The sequence below is a fragment of the Pseudomonas sp. EL_65y_Pfl1_R83 genome (assembly GCF_963970695.1).
In the GTDB taxonomy this organism is placed as follows: Bacteria; Pseudomonadota; Gammaproteobacteria; order Pseudomonadales; family Pseudomonadaceae; genus Aquipseudomonas; species Aquipseudomonas tritici.
The window spans coordinates 199,039-216,314 of the sequence record NZ_CAXAQI010000001.1 but is presented as its reverse complement, the minus strand read 5'-3'; the positions used below and the strand labels follow the sequence as shown (position 1 = coordinate 216,314).

Annotated in this window: 18 protein-coding genes; 7 read left to right on the top strand and 11 right to left on the bottom strand. The window is 61.7% G+C overall.

Annotated elements, in window-relative coordinates:
* Position 1 precedes the first annotated feature (1 nt).
* On the bottom strand, positions 2 to 394 hold the full coding sequence (tusD, locus tag AACY08_RS00990) for a sulfurtransferase complex subunit TusD (protein WP_049712691.1): 393 nt from the start codon (positions 392 to 394) through the stop codon (positions 2 to 4).
* Positions 395 to 551: 157 nt separating this feature from the next.
* On the opposite strand from tusD, the gene AACY08_RS00985 reads away from it, so the two are divergent.
* A complete protein-coding gene (locus AACY08_RS00985) occupies positions 552 to 1,733 on the top strand; it encodes a CaiB/BaiF CoA transferase family protein (protein ID WP_339467413.1) in 1,182 nt (393 codons plus the stop codon).
* A gap of 101 nt (positions 1,734 to 1,834) precedes the next feature.
* Here the strand turns inward: AACY08_RS00985 and AACY08_RS00980 are convergent, their stop codons facing one another.
* Positions 1,835 to 2,329 (bottom strand): SprT family zinc-dependent metalloprotease, encoded by a 495-nt coding sequence (locus AACY08_RS00980; RefSeq protein WP_339467411.1) that lies wholly within the window; start codon positions 2,327 to 2,329, stop codon positions 1,835 to 1,837.
* Between the two features lie 128 nt (positions 2,330 to 2,457).
* Positions 2,458 to 3,060 (bottom strand): Yip1 family protein, encoded by a 603-nt coding sequence (locus AACY08_RS00975; RefSeq protein ID WP_339467410.1) that lies wholly within the window; start codon positions 3,058 to 3,060, stop codon positions 2,458 to 2,460.
* A 373-nt stretch (positions 3,061 to 3,433) separates the two neighbouring features.
* Here AACY08_RS00975 and ttcA point away from each other — a divergent pair, with 373 nt between their 5' ends.
* Both ttcA and AACY08_RS00965 read left to right on the top strand, forming a co-directional pair.
* Positions 3,434 to 4,258: a tRNA 2-thiocytidine(32) synthetase TtcA gene (ttcA, locus tag AACY08_RS00970; protein WP_220074159.1), complete on the top strand. Its 825-nt coding sequence runs from the start codon at positions 3,434 to 3,436 to the stop codon at positions 4,256 to 4,258.
* A 67-nt stretch (positions 4,259 to 4,325) separates the two neighbouring features.
* Positions 4,326 to 4,997 carry a DNA-3-methyladenine glycosylase I gene (locus tag AACY08_RS00965; RefSeq protein ID WP_339467409.1) on the top strand — a complete coding sequence of 224 codons (672 nt, stop codon included), beginning with the start codon at positions 4,326 to 4,328 and terminating at the stop codon, positions 4,995 to 4,997.
* Here AACY08_RS00965 and AACY08_RS00960 read toward each other — a convergent pair.
* Genes AACY08_RS00960 through arsC form a run of 3 tightly spaced genes read right to left on the bottom strand, consistent with a single transcriptional unit; the run spans position 4,994 to position 6,349 of the window.
* Positions 4,994 to 5,401: a DUF2069 domain-containing protein gene (locus AACY08_RS00960; protein WP_339467407.1), complete on the bottom strand. Its 408-nt coding sequence runs from the start codon at positions 5,399 to 5,401 to the stop codon at positions 4,994 to 4,996. The two genes, AACY08_RS00965 and AACY08_RS00960, sit on opposite strands and share 4 nt — an antisense overlap.
* Positions 5,385 to 5,999, bottom strand: a complete 615-nt coding sequence (gene wrbA / locus AACY08_RS00955) for an NAD(P)H:quinone oxidoreductase (protein ID WP_339467405.1) — start codon at positions 5,997 to 5,999, stop codon at positions 5,385 to 5,387. Before wrbA ends, AACY08_RS00960 begins: the two co-directional genes overlap by 17 nt.
* Positions 5,996 to 6,349, bottom strand: coding sequence for an arsenate reductase (glutaredoxin) (gene arsC, locus AACY08_RS00950; RefSeq protein ID WP_339467404.1), 354 nt, complete (start codon positions 6,347 to 6,349; stop codon positions 5,996 to 5,998). The genes wrbA and arsC overlap by 4 nt, the downstream gene beginning before the upstream one ends.
* 115 nt (positions 6,350 to 6,464) lie before the next feature.
* Between arsC and AACY08_RS00945 the strand changes: the two genes are divergently transcribed.
* Entirely contained in the window at positions 6,465 to 6,926 is a 462-nt protein-coding gene (locus AACY08_RS00945; protein WP_339467403.1) for a TlpA disulfide reductase family protein, read from the top strand.
* A gap of 108 nt (positions 6,927 to 7,034) precedes the next feature.
* Here AACY08_RS00945 and AACY08_RS00940 read toward each other — a convergent pair whose 3' ends face one another.
* From AACY08_RS00940 to AACY08_RS00925, 4 genes are all read right to left on the bottom strand, one after another.
* Positions 7,035 to 7,439: an META domain-containing protein gene (locus tag AACY08_RS00940; RefSeq protein WP_339467401.1), complete on the bottom strand. Its 405-nt coding sequence runs from the start codon at positions 7,437 to 7,439 to the stop codon at positions 7,035 to 7,037.
* Positions 7,436 to 7,876: a hypothetical protein gene (locus AACY08_RS00935; protein ID WP_339467400.1), complete on the bottom strand. Its 441-nt coding sequence runs from the start codon at positions 7,874 to 7,876 to the stop codon at positions 7,436 to 7,438. Before AACY08_RS00935 ends, AACY08_RS00940 begins: the two co-directional genes overlap by 4 nt.
* 71 nt (positions 7,877 to 7,947) lie before the next feature.
* Positions 7,948 to 8,937, bottom strand: coding sequence for a 2-hydroxyacid dehydrogenase (locus tag AACY08_RS00930; RefSeq protein ID WP_339467397.1), 990 nt, complete (start codon positions 8,935 to 8,937; stop codon positions 7,948 to 7,950).
* Positions 8,938 to 9,289: 352 nt separating this feature from the next.
* Entirely contained in the window at positions 9,290 to 12,043 is a 2,754-nt protein-coding gene (locus tag AACY08_RS00925) for a response regulator (protein ID WP_339467396.1), read from the bottom strand.
* Between the two features lie 205 nt (positions 12,044 to 12,248).
* Here AACY08_RS00925 and AACY08_RS00920 point away from each other — a divergent pair, with 205 nt between their 5' ends.
* Positions 12,249 to 12,977 carry a response regulator transcription factor gene (locus tag AACY08_RS00920; RefSeq protein WP_339436960.1) on the top strand — a complete coding sequence of 243 codons (729 nt, stop codon included), beginning with the start codon at positions 12,249 to 12,251 and terminating at the stop codon, positions 12,975 to 12,977.
* On the top strand, positions 12,964 to 14,334 hold the full coding sequence (locus AACY08_RS00915; protein WP_339467394.1) for a sensor histidine kinase: 1,371 nt from the start codon (positions 12,964 to 12,966) through the stop codon (positions 14,332 to 14,334). The genes AACY08_RS00920 and AACY08_RS00915 overlap by 14 nt, the downstream gene beginning before the upstream one ends.
* Before the next feature lie 10 nt (positions 14,335 to 14,344).
* Here AACY08_RS00915 and AACY08_RS00910 read toward each other — a convergent pair whose 3' ends face one another.
* On the bottom strand, positions 14,345 to 14,860 hold the full coding sequence (locus tag AACY08_RS00910) for a DUF2062 domain-containing protein (protein ID WP_339467392.1): 516 nt from the start codon (positions 14,858 to 14,860) through the stop codon (positions 14,345 to 14,347).
* A gap of 135 nt (positions 14,861 to 14,995) precedes the next feature.
* On the opposite strand from AACY08_RS00910, the gene AACY08_RS00905 reads away from it, so the two are divergent.
* A complete protein-coding gene (locus AACY08_RS00905; protein ID WP_339467390.1) occupies positions 14,996 to 17,221 on the top strand; it encodes a DNA internalization-related competence protein ComEC/Rec2 in 2,226 nt (741 codons plus the stop codon).
* Positions 17,222 to 17,276 lie beyond the last annotated feature (55 nt).

Sequence of the window (17,276 nt, the reverse complement as noted above, 5' to 3'; positions counted from 1 at the left end):
GTCACGGCCCTCCAAAGCAGATCAGGCGGTCAGCGGCCTGGGCGGCGTCATGCAACTGGCCCAGCCCCGACAGCGCCCACGGCGCGTCCAGGTTCACCGCGCTGCGTTGATAGCGCGTGGCTTCCTCCTGGTTGAGCACGCCACGCCGCAGGGCGGCGGCGATGCACACCACGCCGTCGAGCTGGTGCTGGCTGACAAACTCACGCCATTGGCGGGCGATGTCTTGCTCATCCTGGGGCGCAACGATGTTATTGGACGCGCTGTACACGCCGTCCTGATAGAAAAACAGCCGCACAATCTCATGCCCGCCGGCCAACGCCGCTTGGGCGAATAGCAGGGCACGGCGCGAAGAGGGCGCATGGGCGGCGGAAAACAGTGCAATTGCGAACTTCATGGAACACTCTGCAAGCAAACGTGGGGCAATGATAAAGCCGCTGCCACGAAAAAGCCCGCCGTGATCAAAACGGTCACTGTTGGTGACTGTTCCGGCGATTGCCGGTCAGCGCAAGGCTGCCTAGTCTGTGTGCATTCAAAACAAAAATGGAGTGCCCATGTCAGGTCCCTTGGCGTCCCTCAAAGTGTTGGATTTTTCCACCTTGCTGCCTGGCCCGTTTGCATCGTTGCTGCTGGCGGACATGGGCGCCGAGGTGCTGCGTATCGAATCGCCCACGCGCCTGGACCTGCTGCGGGTATTGCCGCCCCATGATCAGGGTGTTTCGGCGAGCCATGCCTACCTCAATCGCAATAAACGCAGCCTCGCGCTTGATCTCAAGCAGCCTGAAGCGCTGGAAGTCGTGCGGGCGTTGGTCAAGGCGTACGACATCGTGCTCGAACAGTTCCGGCCAGGGGTGATGGAACGCCTGGGCTTGGGGTATGAGGCGTTGAAGGCGATCAACCCAAAACTGATTTACGTGTCGATCACCGGTTACGGCCAGACCGGGCCCTATAAGGACCGCGCCGGGCACGATATCAATTACCTGGCACTGGCCGGCGTGGCCAGCTACACCGGCCGTGCCGACAGCGGGCCGCTGCCGTTGGGCGTGCAACTGGCGGACGTGGGCGGTGGTTCGCTGCATGCGGTGGTGGGTTTGTTGGCGGCTGTTATCGCCCGACAGCAGAGCGGGGTCGGCCAATACCTGGATGTGAGCATGACCGATTGCTCGTTCAGCCTGAATGCCATGGCCGGTGCGGGTTACCTAGCGTGTGGGATGGAGCCGGAGTGGGAGAGCCATGTGCTCAACGGCGGTAGTTTCTACGACTATTACCGCTCGCGGGATGGGCGCTGGATGTCGGTGGGCAGTTTGGAGCCAGGGTTCATGCAGCAACTCTGTGAAACGCTGGGACGGCCGGAGTTGGCGGCACAAGGCTTTTTGCCCAAGCCGGAGCAGCAAAAAGACCTTAAGCAGGCGCTGAAAGTCGAGTTTGAAAAGCGTAGCTTCGAAGAGTTGTGTGAGTTGTTTGCCGGGGTCGACGCTTGTGTCGAACCGGTGCTGAGCCTGAGCGAGGCAGTGGAGCATCCGCAGTTAAAAGCGCGCGAACTGATCACTCAGGTGCCTCGGGGTGACGGTTCGACCCAGGCGCAACTGGCCTGCCCGTTGAAGTTTTCCGAGGGGGTGCCAGTGCCTCGGCATATCGGGGTTGCAGTGGGGGCGCACAGTGATGAGGTCTTGGCGGAGTTGGGGTTCAGTGCTCAGCGAATAGAGGAATTGCGCAGTGCCAAAGTCGTTGTGTAGCGCCTGAACCGGCGTCTTCGAGCAAGCCCGCACACATTCGACTGTATTCCAAGGTCAGAACACGGTCGAATGTGGGAGCTGGCTTGCCTGCGAAGAGGCCCTCACTCCACCCGGGTTTGCCCGGTAAACACCAACGTCTGCCGACACCGCCGACACAAATACCGCCGCCCCTGCGCCACCATGCCATGTCGCTGCGACGAAAACGGAAAGTCGCTATCGGCACACGGGCATCGGTAAATATAGCGAGTCACCTGACGACGCTTCACCTCATACGTGTGGCAACGGTCAGGCGGCAGTTCGTAAACCCCGCGCATGATCAATTGCCATTCCTCGCCATGGGGCTGAATGCGCTCGCCGAACAGTTGGTGGGCGATCAGGTGCGCCACTTCATGGGCCACGGTCTGTTTCAGGAAATGCTGGCTGTTTTCACGGTACAACTGTGGGTTGAAGCGCAGCAGGTTCTCGTGCAAATGCGCGACACCGGCCTTCTGGCCCCGCAGCTTGAGGCTGACCTGGGGGCGTTTGAAGCTTCGTTTGAAAAAGGATTCAGCTTGTTGGAAACAATCTTCGACGCGGGTATTGAGTTGCTCGGGCATGCTGTACATATCTCCAGAGGCCCCCAGTATGCCGCAAAGCTGAGTGTTTCCGAATCTGTCAGGCGCCGAATGGTCATGCATAACGCACAAAGCCACCTTGCGGTGGCCTTGCCTACGGTTTAAACGGATCAGTTGGTATAAATCGGACCTACGCCGAGGCCCCAGACAATCACGGTAAACGCCATGATCGCCACCAGTACCACCAGGCCTACGGCCAGCACCGAGCTGGAAAACAGGAAACCCTCATCCGGGTCGATGTTCATGAAGGTCGGCAACCCCACGTACAGCAGGTACACCGTGTAGCAAATCGCCGCCGTGCCCACGACCATGCCCAGCCACATATGCGGGTAGAGCGCCGCCAGCCCGCCGATGAACAGCGGCGTGGCGGTGTAGGTGGCAAACGCCACGCAGCGCGCCATGCTGGGGTTGGCGTCGTAGGTACGGGCCATCCAGTGGATGAACGCGCCCATCACCGCCACACCGCCAAGCATGGCGGCGTAGGACATGAGGGTCATCCACAGCGCGCTGTCCTGGGTCAGCATCACCGGCGAGCGGTTGCCGATGACCCAGCCAACCTGGGTGGTACCGATAAAGGCTGATACGGCGGGGATCGCCGCGAGAATCAGTGTGTGAGTGAGGTACATGTGGCTGATGCTTTCTTCTTTATCGCCACGAATTTCCCGCCATTCCTGGTCGGGATGGGTAAAAAGCCCCACGACGTGATGGATCATGCGAGTCACTCCTGTCGTTATTGCCATCGCCCCCCATCGGAGCGCCCACGGGCCAAATGGCCTCAAAGGTCCTGGATAGCTGTGCGACCTCTAGTCGCAGTATAGGAAGGGATGCCCGGAATAACTGTAGGGCCTTTAGAGCAAATTGCGCTGTAAACATTGGGCTTAATCGCGGCTAGGTCTGTCGGTGCCACAGGGTCAACTGTGGCCGATGGCTTGCATGTGATCGCAACCTGTCAGAACTCGATAAGTTGACGGGCCCACCGCTATCGCAGGCAAGCCAGTTCCCACATTGGATCGGCGTCGCCCATTGAAGTATTTTTGCGTAAAATGCAGCGTTTTTCGTCACACACCTCCAGCGGATCCAAGCGCCATGGGCACACTTACGGTCAACCAGAACAAACTGCAAAAACGCCTGCGTCGCCTGGCCGGTGAAGCGGTCGCCGATTTCAACATGATCGAGGACGGCGACAAGGTCATGGTCTGCCTCTCCGGCGGCAAAGACAGCTACACCCTGCTTGATGTGCTGCTGCACCTGCAAAAGGTCGCGCCGATCACGTTTGAGATCGTTGCCGTCAACATGGATCAGAAACAACCGGGCTTCCCCGAGCATGTGCTGCCGGCCTACCTCAAAGCGTTGGGCGTCGATTACCACATCGTCGAAAAAGACACCTATTCGGTGGTCAAGGAACTGATCCCGGAAGGCAAGACCACCTGCTCGCTGTGTTCGCGCCTGCGCCGCGGCACGCTTTATACCTTCGCCGATGAGATCGGCGCGACCAAGATGGCCCTGGGTCATCATCGCGATGACATCGTCGAAACCTTTTTCCTCAATATGTTCTTCAATGGCTCGCTCAAAGCCATGCCGCCCAAGCTGCGCGCCGATGACGGGCGCAACGTGGTAATCCGCCCGCTGGCGTATTGCAACGAGAAGGACATCCAGGCCTACTCCGACCTCAAGCAATTTCCGATCATCCCGTGCAACCTGTGCGGCTCCCAGGAAAACCTGCAGCGCCAAGTGGTCAAGGAGATGCTGCTGGACTGGGAGCGCAAGACGCCCGGTCGCACCGAAAGTATCTTCCGCAGCCTGCAGAACGTGCAGCCGTCGCAGTTGGCCGACCGCAACCTGTTTGACTTCACCAGCCTGAAAATTGATGAGAGCGCCGCTTCGCGCTTCGTTAATGTTGTGAACCTCTGAGCCTATTCAATGCTCTGACACACGGCGCTCGCGAGCGCCGTTTTCAATTCGAATCCCAGGAGAGGGCATGCGCGATTACAAGTGGCTGCACGAATATTGTCTGAACCGCTTCGGTTCGGCGGCCGAGCTGGAAGCCCACCTGCCTGTACCCAAGACCCCGGCGCAGTTACGCAAGATCAGTGATGACCGCTACCTGTCGACATTGGCGTTGCGGGTATTTCGCGCGGGTTTGAAGCACAGTGTGGTGGACGCCAAGTGGCCAGCGTTCGAGCAAGTGTTCTTTGGCTTCGATCCGGAAAAAGTTGTGCTGATGGGCGCCGAACACCTGGAGCGGTTGATGCAGGACACGCGGATCATCCGCCACCTGGGCAAGCTCAAGAGCGTGCCGCGCAATGCGCAGATGATCCTCGACATTGAGCAGGAGAAAGGCAGCTTTGGTGCGTTTGTCGCCGATTGGCCGGTGACCGATATCGTTGGGCTGTGGAAGTACCTGAGCAAGCACGGCCACCAACTGGGCGGGCTGTCAGCGCCGCGTTTTTTGCGCATGGTGGGCAAGGACACGTTTGTGCCGAGTTATGACGTGGTCGCGGCGTTGAACGCGCAGAAGATCGTCGACAAGGCGCCGACCAGCCTGCGCGACTTGGCGTCGGTGCAGGGCGCTTTCAACCAGTGGCATGCCGAGAGTGGCCGGCCGATGTGTCAGTTGTCGATGATGTTGGCCTATACGGTGAATCACTAACCTGTAGCGAGGCGGCGATTCAGCTGGTGCCGCCACCGCACATAAAGCAACGCCGTACAAAACACCGCCAGACTTGCCAGCATCTCCAACACCCCGAACCACTGCCGGTTCGGGTCGTATGCCGCCAGCGCGCCTTTGATGAAATACAGGTTCACCACAAAACACATCCACGAATGCCCGCGCGCGCTGCCCAGCAGCATGCCGGGTGCCAGCACCAGCAGCGGCACCAGTTCGATCAGCAGGATCACCCACGGCCGGGCACCGTGCAGGTCGGCGACGAACAGGTAGTAAACGCAGAGCAACCCCACCAAGCCCAAAAACGCCAGCAGGCTCAGCGTGCGCGCCACCTTGACCCGTGGCTCCAGCCACGCCTGGGGGGGCAGGACCTTAGGCTTCCTGGCCACGGCCGTTCTCCAGCAACGTAGCGGTTTTAGCCAGGCGCAGGCCCAAGGCGCGGCACAGGGTGATTTCGTGTTGATCGAGCATGCGCTTGCCGTCAGGCCCGGCATGGTGGCTGGCGCCATAAGGCGTACCGCCGCCCTGGGTGTCGAGCAATGCCTGTTCGCTGTAGGGCAGGCCGGTGATCAACATGCCGTGGTGCAACAGCGGCAACAGCATCGACATCAGCGTGGTTTCCTGGCCGCCGTGCAGGCTGGCGGTAGAGGTAAACACCCCGGCTGGCTTGCCGACGAGGGCACCGGTGAGCCACAGGTTGCTGGTGCCGTCGATAAAGTACTTGAGCGGCGCAGCCATGTTGCCGAAGCGGGTTGGGCTACCCAAGGCCAGGCCCGAGCAATTTTTCAGGTCATCGAGGCTGGCATACAGCGCGCCTTCGTCCGGAATGCTCGGCGCGACGGCTTCGCACTCGGTGGAGATCGCCGGCACGGTGCGCAGTCGGGCCTCCATTCCGGCTTGTTCGATGCCCCGGGCAATGTGTCGGGCCATTTCGCTGACCGAACCGTTACGGCTGTAGTACAAGATCAGCACATACGGCGCGCTCACGGCAGGATCTCCAGCACGTTCTCTGGCGGACGGCCAATGATGGCTTTATCGGTGGTTTCGAGGATCGGGCGTTCCATCAGCTTCGGGTGCTCGGCGATGGCGGCGATCAACTGTGCTTCGCTGAGGCTGGCATCCGCCAGGTTGAGGGTCTTGTATTCCTCTTCACCGGTGCGCAGCAGTTGGCGCGCGCTGATGCCCAGCTTGCCGAGCAGCGCCTTTAATTGCGCGGCGTTCAGCGGGATCTCCAGGTAGCGCACCACGGTCGGGGTAAGGCCGCGGGCTTCCAGCAATTGCAGCGCACCGCGGGATTTCGAGCAGCGCGGGTTGTGATAAAGCGTCAGATCGGTCATGTGCGGGTCGCATCTTGCGTAAGGTGGCGGGTATTCTACCCGCGCTACGGCCCGTCCTTAAACCGTAAGAGGCGATAGGTCGCAGTCAACGTTCATTTTTGCGAAGGATTACCCCATGACTAAGCGACTGATCGGTGCATTGGCGATCATCACAACCCTGCTGCTCAGCGGCTGCAGTAATGACTACGGCGTTGACCAGTATGGCCAGAAAGTGGCGGCCGAACGCTTGGACAAGCAGTGGCTGGTGGTCAATTACTGGGCCGAATGGTGTGGCCCGTGCCGCACGGAAATTCCTGAACTCAATGCCTTGGCCGAACAGCTGAAGGCGCAGAACGTAGGGGTGTTCGGGGTCAATTTTGACAACGTGCAGGGTGAAGAGCTGAAAGCCGCCAGTGACAAGCTGGGCATCAAGTTCACCGTGCTGGCGCAGAACCCGGAGGGAATTTTTGATATCCCGCGCAGCGAAGCGTTGCCGGTGACCTACATCATTGATGACAAGGGCAAGGTGCGCGAGCAACTGATGGGTGAGCAGACGGCGGAAGGGGTGTTGGCTAAGCTGAAGGCTCTACGTGGCTGATTCTGTGGGAGCTGGCTTGCCTGCGATCGCATCGACTCGGTACCACAGACACACCGAGTCGCCTGCATCGCAGGCAAGCTCCCACAGGAAAGCCAGTGCGCAGTGAAATTAGCCTTCTTCCAGCCACAGGCGAATCGGCTTGCCCTCGGCCGGCCAGAAACGCGTTTGCTCGACCGGCGAGACATCCCAGCGCTGCACCCCTTGCAGGGCCTGGAAGAAGCGCTGTTCCTGCTCCATTAACGCCTCGGCGCACAACTTGCGGGTGCTGCCGATCTTGCCAAAGCTGAGCTTGTTGCCCTCGACCGTGTACGGCGCAAACCAGTGGTTGCAACCGCCATTGCCGTAGGCGCGGCCATCGGTGCCGAGGGTGACGGTCAGGTGCGCGTAATCCATCAACGGCCGCTCACCAATCCATTCCACCACGTAGCTATGATCCCGCTTGAGCTTGACCGCGTCCCCGGCGCAACCCGTCAGGGCCGCCCCGAGGGCGGCGAGCAAGAGCAGGCCTCTCATTGCGCGGCCTTCTGGCATTTCGGGCAGCGGTGCTTGTCGCCTTCGCTGGCCCAGCCCAATTCGGCAATGCGCGCGTTGGCCGCCGTTTGCAGGGGTTCTTTGGTCAGCTTGGTTTCCACCGCGAATTCGAACGCCAACACCGCATCGCAGCTGTCGCAGTTGACCTTCCAGGTGTGAATCTCCAACTCGCCGAATTTCGGCCCCTGGGCCATGGCGACCCATTGGCCGGCCGGGCGGATGGAGTAGCGTGCGTCACCTTCGACTGTAAGGCGCATCGACAGGGTTTTACTGCCACGCAGGGTGACGATCAGCACGTCGCCATGCTTGATCGAACCACCGTTGCCAGTCACCTGATAACGGCCCGGCACCAGGGCGCGGCATTCGATCAGGGTGTGTTGCGGGCTCAGCAAACTGAAGCGGAAATCGTGTTCGGCCATGGATCCTCCAAATAGGCGCGGCATCCTATCACGGGTGCCTGCCTATCATGAGCCTGGTATGTGACCGCTGATCATCCTTCGACAAGGTTCTGTGCTCGGCCATCGGCCCATGCGGCAATGTTGGCCAAGGTGGTGCCGGCGATGGCCGCCAGGGCTTCGCGAGTGAGAAACGCCTGGTGGGCGGTGATGATCACATTGGGAAAGGTCAGCAGGCGCGCGAGTACGTCGTCCTGCAGCGGCAGGTCGGAGCGGTCCTCGAAAAACAGCTGCGCTTCTTCCTCATACACATCCAGCCCGAGGTAGCCGAGTTGGCCGTCCTTGAGTGCCTCGATCAGCGCCGGGGTGTCGACCAACCCGCCGCGACCGGTGTTGATCAGCATCGCACCCGGCTGCATCTGTGCCAGGGAGCGGGCGTTGATCAAGTGTTTACTGTCGGCGGTCAGCGGGCAGTGCAGGCTGATGATCTGCGCCTGGGCCAGCAACTCAGGCAGGCTCACGTAGCGCGCCCCCAATGCCAGGACCTGCGGGTTGGGGAAGGGGTCGTAGGCGAGCAGTTGGCAACCGAAGCCGGCCATTATCCTGGCGAACGTCGCGCCGATCTGCCCGGTGCCGACCACGCCGACGGTCTTGCCCACCAGGTCGAAACCGGTAAGGCCATGCAGGCTGAAATCGCCATCGCGGGTGCGATTGTAGGCGCGATGCAGGCGGCGGTTGAGGGCGAGGATCAGTGCGACCGCATGTTCGGCCACCGCGTGGGGCGAATAGGCCGGCACGCGCACGATGGCCAGGCCCAGGCGCTTGGCGGCGGCCAGGTCCACATGGTTGTAGCCCGCCGAGCGCAGGGCGATCAGCCGCGTGCCGCCCTTGGCCAAGTGCTCCAGCACCGCGGCGCTGAGGTCGTCATTGATGAAGGCGCACACCACTTCGTGCTGTTCGGCCAGGGCCACGGTGTCGAGGTTGAGCCGTGCAGGCTGGAATTGCAGCTCCAGGCCTGGTGGCGGCGGTTCACCGAGAAAACTGTCGCGGTCGTAGGTCTGGCTGCTGTAAAGAATAACGCGCATTGGAATGCTCCCTGCACTAACTGACTGACTGAATAAATACATAAACCCTGTGGGAGCTGGCTTGCCTGCGATTGCGGCCTGTCAGGCGACAGGGGGTATGGGGTGTAAACCCGCTTAAAATGTGGGAGCGGGCTTGCTCGCGAAGGTGGTCTGGCTGGCGGCTAGGATCGGGTGTATATCCGTTATTTAGGTAACGGCGACTTAGGTTCCGCCTTTACGGCGGCTCACTTTGGAAAAGCCGGAATGCCGGCCCAGCCCAAAGTAAGCAAAGGGCTCTTGCCCCACCACTTGGCACCTCGCTTCGGCCAGCGTGGTTGACGGGGCGCCTGAGATCAAGATCAAAAGCGGCGCATCAGGCATTGACCCTTGCTTCACTCGCAAGCCGTGCAATCGCCATGTCCAGTTCGTCCAGCGCGTGCAAGGCCTTGGCGTCGTCCTGTTTGAGCAGGGTCTCGGCGCGGTGGCAGGCGGCACGCAGTTGCGGTACGCCGCAATAACGGGTCGCGCCATGCAGACGGTGCACGCGTTCGATCAGGGCGTTGTTGTCATTGGCATCGCGGGCGATGGTGATGGCCAGGCGGTCGGCTTCCAGGGAGGCCAGTAACATGGCGAGCATGTCCGCCGCCAGGTCAGCCTTGCCGGCGGCCAGGCGCAGGCCCTCTTCATGGTCGAGCACCGGCAATTGCACGCCAGGGCCGAGGCCGTCCGTTGGGCGTTCCGGGCTTTGGTTACGCAGGGCCAGGCCGGTCCATTTCAACACCACTTGGGCCAGTTGCCGTTCGCTGATGGGTTTGGTCAGGTAGTCGTCCATGCCGCTTTGCAGCAAGGCGCGTTTTTCGTTGGCCATGGCGTGGGCGGTGAGGGCGACCACCGGCAACGGCGTGCCGCTGCGCTCGCTTTCCCACTGGCGGATCGCCTCGGTGCTCTGGCGGCCGTCCATGCCAGGCATTTGCACGTCCATCAGCACCAGGTCGAAAGTGTCCTGTTTCACGGCGTCGACAGCCGCATACCCGCTTTCCACTGCACGCACCCGGGCGCCCATGTCTTCCAGCAGGGTTTGGACCAGCAGCAGGTTCGCCGGGTTGTCATCCACGCACAATACGCGCGGCGCCCGGCTGGACAGCGGCTCGCCCGGTTCGCTGCGCGATGGACGCGGGCTGATCAGATCGGACAGCGCGCGGCGCAGCTTACGCGTACACGCCGGCTTCGCCTGCAACTGGCTGTTGGGGTTGGGTACGGACTGGTTGAACAGCATCTGTTCAGTGGTGGGGCACAGCACCAGCACCTTGCAGCCCAGGTGTTCAAGGTCCCATAGATGCTGGTTGAGACGCTCGGGCGGGATGTCATTGGCCGTCACGCCAAGTACCGCCAGGTCAATCGCCTGGTCGGTCTGATGGGCACTGGTGATGCCGTTGGTCAAGCTTTCCAGGCTGTTGAACGGGGTGACTTCCAGGCCGCAGTCTTCCAACTGGTGTTGCAGCGCCTGGCGCGCCAGTTCGTGATTTTCCAGCACGGCCACGCGATGGCCCAGCAGTGGCGCGCAAGGCAGGTCTTCGACATCGTCACGGGTCTTGGGCAGGTTCAGGCTGATCCAGAACTCCGAACCTTCGCCCGGCGTACTGTCGACGCCGATTTCACCGCCCATCTGCTCGATCAGGCGCTTGGAGATCACCAGGCCCAACCCTGTACCGCCGGGCTGGCGCGACAGTGAGTTATCGGCCTGGCTGAACGCCTGGAACAGCGCGCGCACGTCCTGGCTGGAAAGGCCGATGCCGGTGTCCTGCACGCTGATGCGCAGTTGCACGCTGTCTTCTTGCTCGTCCTCGATCATCGCCCTGGCCACGATGGTGCCTTCGCGGGTGAACTTGATCGCGTTGCTGATCAGGTTGGTCAGGATCTGCTTGAGGCGCAGCGGGTCGCCGACCAGCGCCAGCGGCGTGTCGCGGTAGACCAGGCTGACCAGTTCCAGTTGCTTGGCATGGGCGGCAGGGGCGAGGATGGTCAGGGTGTCTTGCAGCAAGTCGCGCAGGTTGAACGGGATGCTGTCGAGCACCAGCTTGCCGGCTTCGATTTTCGAAAAATCGAGGATCTCGTTGATGATGCCCAGCAGGTTGTCGGCAGACTTTTCGATGGTGCCCAGGTAATCGAGCTGGCGTGGGGTCAGTTCGCTTTTTTGCAGCAGGTGAGTAAAGCCGAGGATACCGTTGAGCGGCGTGCGGATCTCATGGCTCATGTTGGCCAGGAACTCCGACTTGATGCGGCTGGCCTCCAGGGCCTCCTTGCGCGCCAGGTCCAGCTCGATGTTCTGGATCTCGATGGTTTCCAGGTTCTGGCGCACGTCTTCGGTGGCCTGGTCGATGCTGTGTTGCAGTTCTTCCTGGGCGTTCTGCAGGGTCTCGGCCATGCGGTTGATGCCCGAGGCGAGCTGGTCCAGCTCCTGGCTGCCCAACGCAGGCAAGCGGGTGTGCAAGTTGCCGTCCTTGAGTTGGGCGACCGCCTGCTTGATCTGGCCGATTGGTGAGTTGATCGTGCGGCTGATGCGCAGGGCCAATGCCGCGGTGCAGATCAAACCGATGGCAATCAGCAGCAGGCTGGCGAACAGGCTGCGGTAGCCGCGCAGCAACATGCCATTGTGGGACAGTTCCACCTCGACCCAGCCCAGCAGGCGGTCGGCTTCATCCGGGATCAGGTCGCCCGCGAGGTTGCGATGACGACCAAACACCGGCAGCAGGTAGCGGGTGGCGTCATTACCGGTGCGCTGCAACAAATGGGAACTGTTGCCGATGGGCGCCTGGTTGAGCATGGTTGGGCCCGCATGGGCCAGGGAGATGCGGTCCGGACTGAGGAACGCCACGGTGCGCACGTCCGGCTGTTCCAGGGATTGAGTGGCGATGCGCTCCAGCAGCTCGGTGTTGCGGGCGCTCAGGGCCGGCGCCACCAGCGGAGCCAATTGCTCGGCGATCATTTCGCCGCGTTGCAGCAATTGGGTCTGCAGTTCCGAGAGTTGCATCCAGGTGAAGTAGCCCCCCAACAACGAGGCCATCAGGCTGGTCGGTAATAAGGTCAGCAACAGTACGCGGCCTTTTATCCCCATTCTTGTCAGCACGCTACTCTCCTGCCACCACATTGATATCTATGATTCGCACGGGCATCCGGCCCGCGCCACCTGCGCAGTGTAGCCATTTGCGCGGCGTGGAATCTTGCAAATTAATGACATACGGCAATCTTGAGGTCATTTGGCGCCCGGTGGCGATTGCCTGCGGCAAGGTAATCTTGAATAATCGGCCATTGAGAATTACTTGCAGATACTAATGAATCCCGCATCAATCGGCCTGCCCAGTATCCTGACCATCGAAGATGACCCCGTGCTGGGCGCCTATGTCCATGAGCACCTGGGGCGCTGTGGTTTCCATGTGACCTGGTGCCAGAACGGCCAGCAGGGCCTGCAGATGGCGCGCGACCGGGCCTTCGACCTGGTGTTGATGGATATCCTTCTGCCGGGGCTTGATGGGTTGTCGATCCTGACCCATTTGCGCCAGAGCCATTCGATCCCGGTGATCCTGATGTCTGCACTGGGCGCCGAAGCCGATCGCGTCAGTGGGTTTCGCCTTGGCGCCGATGATTACCTGCCCAAGCCGTTCAGCATGATCGAGTTGCGTGTGCGCATTGAAGCCATCCTGCGTCGTGTGGCACTGGACCGTGGTCCGCTGCCAGCGCCTGCACCCGTGCGCGAGGATGCGCGAACCCTGCGCTTCGACGACGAACTGTGCGATGTCTTCCACTTGGCGCACCGCGCCGGCCTGACCCGCAGCGAATACCGCTTGCTTGAAACCCTGCATCGAAACAGCGAAGAGGTCCTCAGCAAAGCCTTCCTTTATCAGCATGTGTTGCAACGTGGTTACGCCCCTCATGACCGCAGCCTCGACATGCATATCAGCCAGATCCGTCGCAAGCTCAAGGCCATCGGCTACTCCGAGCGCGAAGTGCGCACGGTGTGGGGCAAGGGCTATGTGCTGAGCGGTCACGATGACGGCCTCTGAACGGTCCTTGAAACGACTGCCGGGCAAGCACTCATTATTCTGGAAACTGGCCTGCCTGCTGATCGCTTTCTGCTTGCTGATGATCTGGCTCAGTTGGTCATGGGGCCGTTACATGGAACAGAAGAACGCCTACCTGTCCGACGAGGCGCGGAGCACCTTGAGTGGTTACGCGGTGGAGGCTGAGCAGGCGTGGAGTCGTGGAGGGAGTGCGGGCGTCGACGCTTGGCTGCACGCGATGGGCAAGCGTGAAACCATCTGGATGGGAGTGATCGGGAATGACCTGCAATCGCTGAGCAGCTACCCGCTGACCGACAAGGAAAGCCAGCGCCTGACGTTTCTGCGTGGCCTGGATTGGCCGGTGAGCCGGCATGTCATCGGCCTGCCATGGCTGAAAATCCCGTTTCCCGCCGACCCCGGCGCGGGTTCGCTGGTGATCGAGTTGCCGCAACGCTTCTTGCCGGGGCGCTACCAACTGTTCTGGCGCGTGGTGACCAACGGGGTGATCCCTGGCCTGTTTACCCTGTTGCTGTGCATTGGTTTGTATCGGCTGCTGATCATGCCCCTTAACCAACTGCGCGAGCAGGCCAATGCCTGGCGCGCCGATCAATTGAATACGCGGCTTTCCCACGATGCCACCAGCCGGCAGGATGAACTGGGCGAACTGGGCCGCGCGTTCGACCACATGTCCGAGCGTTTGCAGGGCACTGTGGTGTTGCAGCAGCAGTTGTTGCGTGACATGTCCCATGAACTGCGTACGCCGCTGAGCCGCTTGCGGGTGGCCTGTGACAGTGAGCAAGACCTGGCGCAACTGCGCGAGCGGCTGGGGCGTGAGATCGACGCCATGCAGCGCCTGGTCGAAGACAGCCTGCAACTGGCCTGGCTGGACACCGAGCGCGCGCCGCTGCCCCAGGAAGATATCCAGCTTCAGGCGTTGTGGGACATGTTGCGCGAAAACGCGTGCTTTGAGAGCGATTGGCCGGCGTCGCGCCTGCCTTGCCTGCTAGGCGCGGATTGCTGGGTACGGGGCAACCTGAATGCGTTGGCCCAGGCCCTGGAAAACATTCTGCGCAACGCCATCCGCCATTCGCCTGTGGGCGGCGTGGCCAGCCTGGATGGCCGGCGTGAGGGGGATTATTGGCATGTGTGGCTGGAGGATCAGGGCGGCGGGATCGATGACGCAGACCTGGAACGGATCTTCGCGCCCTTTACCCGCCTGGACGGTTCACGCCCCGGCGACGGTGGCTTCGGCCTGGGCTTGAGCATTGCCCGCAACGCCGTGCAACGCCAGGACGGCAGCCTGTGGGCGGAAAACACCGGGCAGGGCCTGCGGGTGCACCTGCGCCTGCGCGCTTGCTGAGCACGACAGACTAGGCGCGACGCTGTTTGCGCTGTTTCCATTGGTGCGCCACCCACCAGCGCCAATAGCCCATCGTCAGGCAATAGGCGAGTGCGCCCAGCACCAACCCCAAAACGACTGAGCCCAGCAGGAACGGCTGCCACAACGTACTCAGTTGCCCGCTGATCCATTCCCAGGTCAGGTCGTCGGGCAGGCTGCGGGGGGGCACGTTCATCAGCCAGGCGCCGGTCATGTAGGTGCAGATAAATACCACCGGCATGGTGATCGGGTTGGTCAGCCACACCAGGCTGACCGCGATGGGCATGTTGCCGCGCACGGTAATCGCCAGGACGGCCGCCAGCAGCATCTGCAAGGGAATCGGGATAAAGGCCGCGAACAAACCTACGGCCATCGCGCGCGCGACCGAGTGCCGGTTGAGGTGCCAGAGGTTCGGGTCATGCAGCAATGTGCCGAGAAACTGTAATGACTTGTGTTCCCTGATACTGCTGGGGTCAGGCATGTACCGTTTGAATAAGCGCCGTGGCATAAGGGGTCCAGGTCAGTTCGAGGGGCAAGTATGCTCGCATTCTATAAACAGAAAATTCAGACTTTGTGACAAAACATCATAGGCAATGTCGGACGCCCGGCTAAGACTGAGTGGATCACTTTAAAGGGATGATCCATGAGGACAGGGATGTTCGCGTTGGCGCTGGGGTTGCTGGCCCTGCGTTTTTTACCTGCATTGCCGCCCACGGGATGGCTGATCGCCTTGCTGGTGCTGGCGTTGATGCTGTTGCCGTTTCGCACTTACCCATTGGCGTTTTTCCTGGTGGGGCTGAGCTGGGCATGCATCAGTGCGCAGTGGGCGCTGGATGATCGCCTGAAGCCGACTCTGGACGGCCAGACACGTTGGGTGGAGGGGCGAGTCATTGGGCTGCCGCAGCAGACGGGCGAGGGGGTGCGTTTCGAATTGGCCGACAGCTGGTCGCGAAAGGCCAGCTTGCCCAAACGCATCCGAGTGTCCTGGCGTGGCGGGCCGCCTGTGCGCAGTGGTGAGCGCTGGCGCCTGGCAATCAACCTGAAGCGGCCGGCCGGTTTGCTGAATTTTCACGGATTTGACCGGGAAGCCTGGCTGCTCGCCCAGCGTATTGGTGCTACGGGCACGGTGAAGGACGGCGAACGTCTGGCTGCGGCGCACAGCGCCTGGCGGGACGGCGTGCGCCAGCGCTTGATGGCGGTGGATGGCTTTGGTCGGGAAGCAGGCCTGATCGCCCTGGTGCTGGGAGACGGCTCTGGATTGGCCGCCGCTGATTGGCAGGTGTTAAAGGACACCGGCACTGTGCATCTGCTGGTTATATCCGGCCAGCACATCGGCATGCTGGCGGGCTTGATCTACGGGTTGATCGCCGGGTTGGCACGTTATGGGCTCTGGCCCCGAACCTGGCCGTGGCTGCCGTGGGCGTGTGGCCTGGCGTTCACGGCTGCACTGAGTTACGGCTTGCTGGCCGGGTTTGGCGTGCCGGTGCAGCGCGCCTGTGTGATGGTGGGGCTGGTGTTGTTATGGCGGCTGCGCTTCCGGCACCTGGGGCTGTGGTGGCCGTTACTGTTGGCGCTCAATGGGGTGTTGGTGCTGGAGCCGTTGGCCAGTTTGCAGCCGGGGTTCTGGTTGTCGTTTGCGGCGGTGGCAGTGCTGATCCTGGCGTTTGGTGGGCGGTTGGGACCGTGGAGCGTGTGGCAGGCGTGGACCCGCCCCCAGTGGTTGATTGCCGTTGGATTGTTTCCTGTTTTGCTGGTGCTGGGGTTGCCCATCAGCCTGAGTGCGCCCCTGGCCAATCTGGTCGCGGTGCCCTGGATCAGCCTGGTGGTGTTGCCGCTGGCGTTGCTGGGGACAGCGTTGCTGGCGTTGCCGTTTATGGGGGAGGGATTGCTGTGGCTGGCGGGCGGGGCGTTGGATGGGTTGTTCAAGGGCTTGGCGTGGCTTGCCGGACAACTGCCTGCCTGGATTCCGGCCGACGTACCGCAGGGGTATTGGCTGCTGAGCCTGCTCGGTGCGCTGCTATTACTGTTGCCCAAGGGCGTGCCATTTCGGGTGCTGGGCTTGCCGATGCTGTTGCTGGCGGTGTTTCCCCCGCGTGAACTGGTGCCCCATGGGCAAGTGGAGGTGGTGCAGTTGGACGTTGGCCAGGGGCAGTCGCTGATCTTGCGCACTCGCCATCACACCTTGCTCTACGATGCCGGCCCGCGCTCCGGAACCTTTGACCTGGGTGCGCGCGTGGTGTTGCCGTCGCTGCAAAAACTTGGGGTAAAGACGTTAGACATGATGTTGATCAGCCATGCCGACGCGGATCATGCCGGCGGCGCGGGGGCGATTGCCAAGGGGATGCCAATCAAACGCGTGGTGGGCGGGGAAACCGAGGGCCTGCCGGCGTTTCTCCGTACGCAGCCGTGCAACAGTGGCGAACGGTGGACCTGGGACGATGTGACGTTCGAGCTGTGGCAGTGGCCGGACGCTATCAGCGGCAACCCGAAGTCCTGCGTGTTGCAGGTGCAGGCCAATGGCGAGCGCTTACTGTTGACCGGCGATATCGACCGCGCGGCGGAACAGGCAATGCTCGCCTCACCTCTGGCAGTGCCCACCCATTGGTTGCAGGCGCCACACCATGGCAGTCGCAGCTCTTCGTCCTGGGCGTTTGTGGAACGCCTTGCCCCTCGTTCTGTGCTCATTTCACGAGGGCGCAGTAATGCGTTCGGCCATCCGCATCCGCAGGTGATGGCGCGCTACCAGCGGTTGGGCAGCGAGGTCTATGACAGCGCCGAGCAGGGCGCCGTGCGCCTGCAACTGGGGGCATTTGCACCACCGGTTGTTGCGCGCAGTCAACGCAGGTTCTGGCGTGAACGGTTACCTTAGGCGCTTGTGGCCGCAGCCGATGGGGTCTGTGGCCGACGAACCTATATGGTAAAGT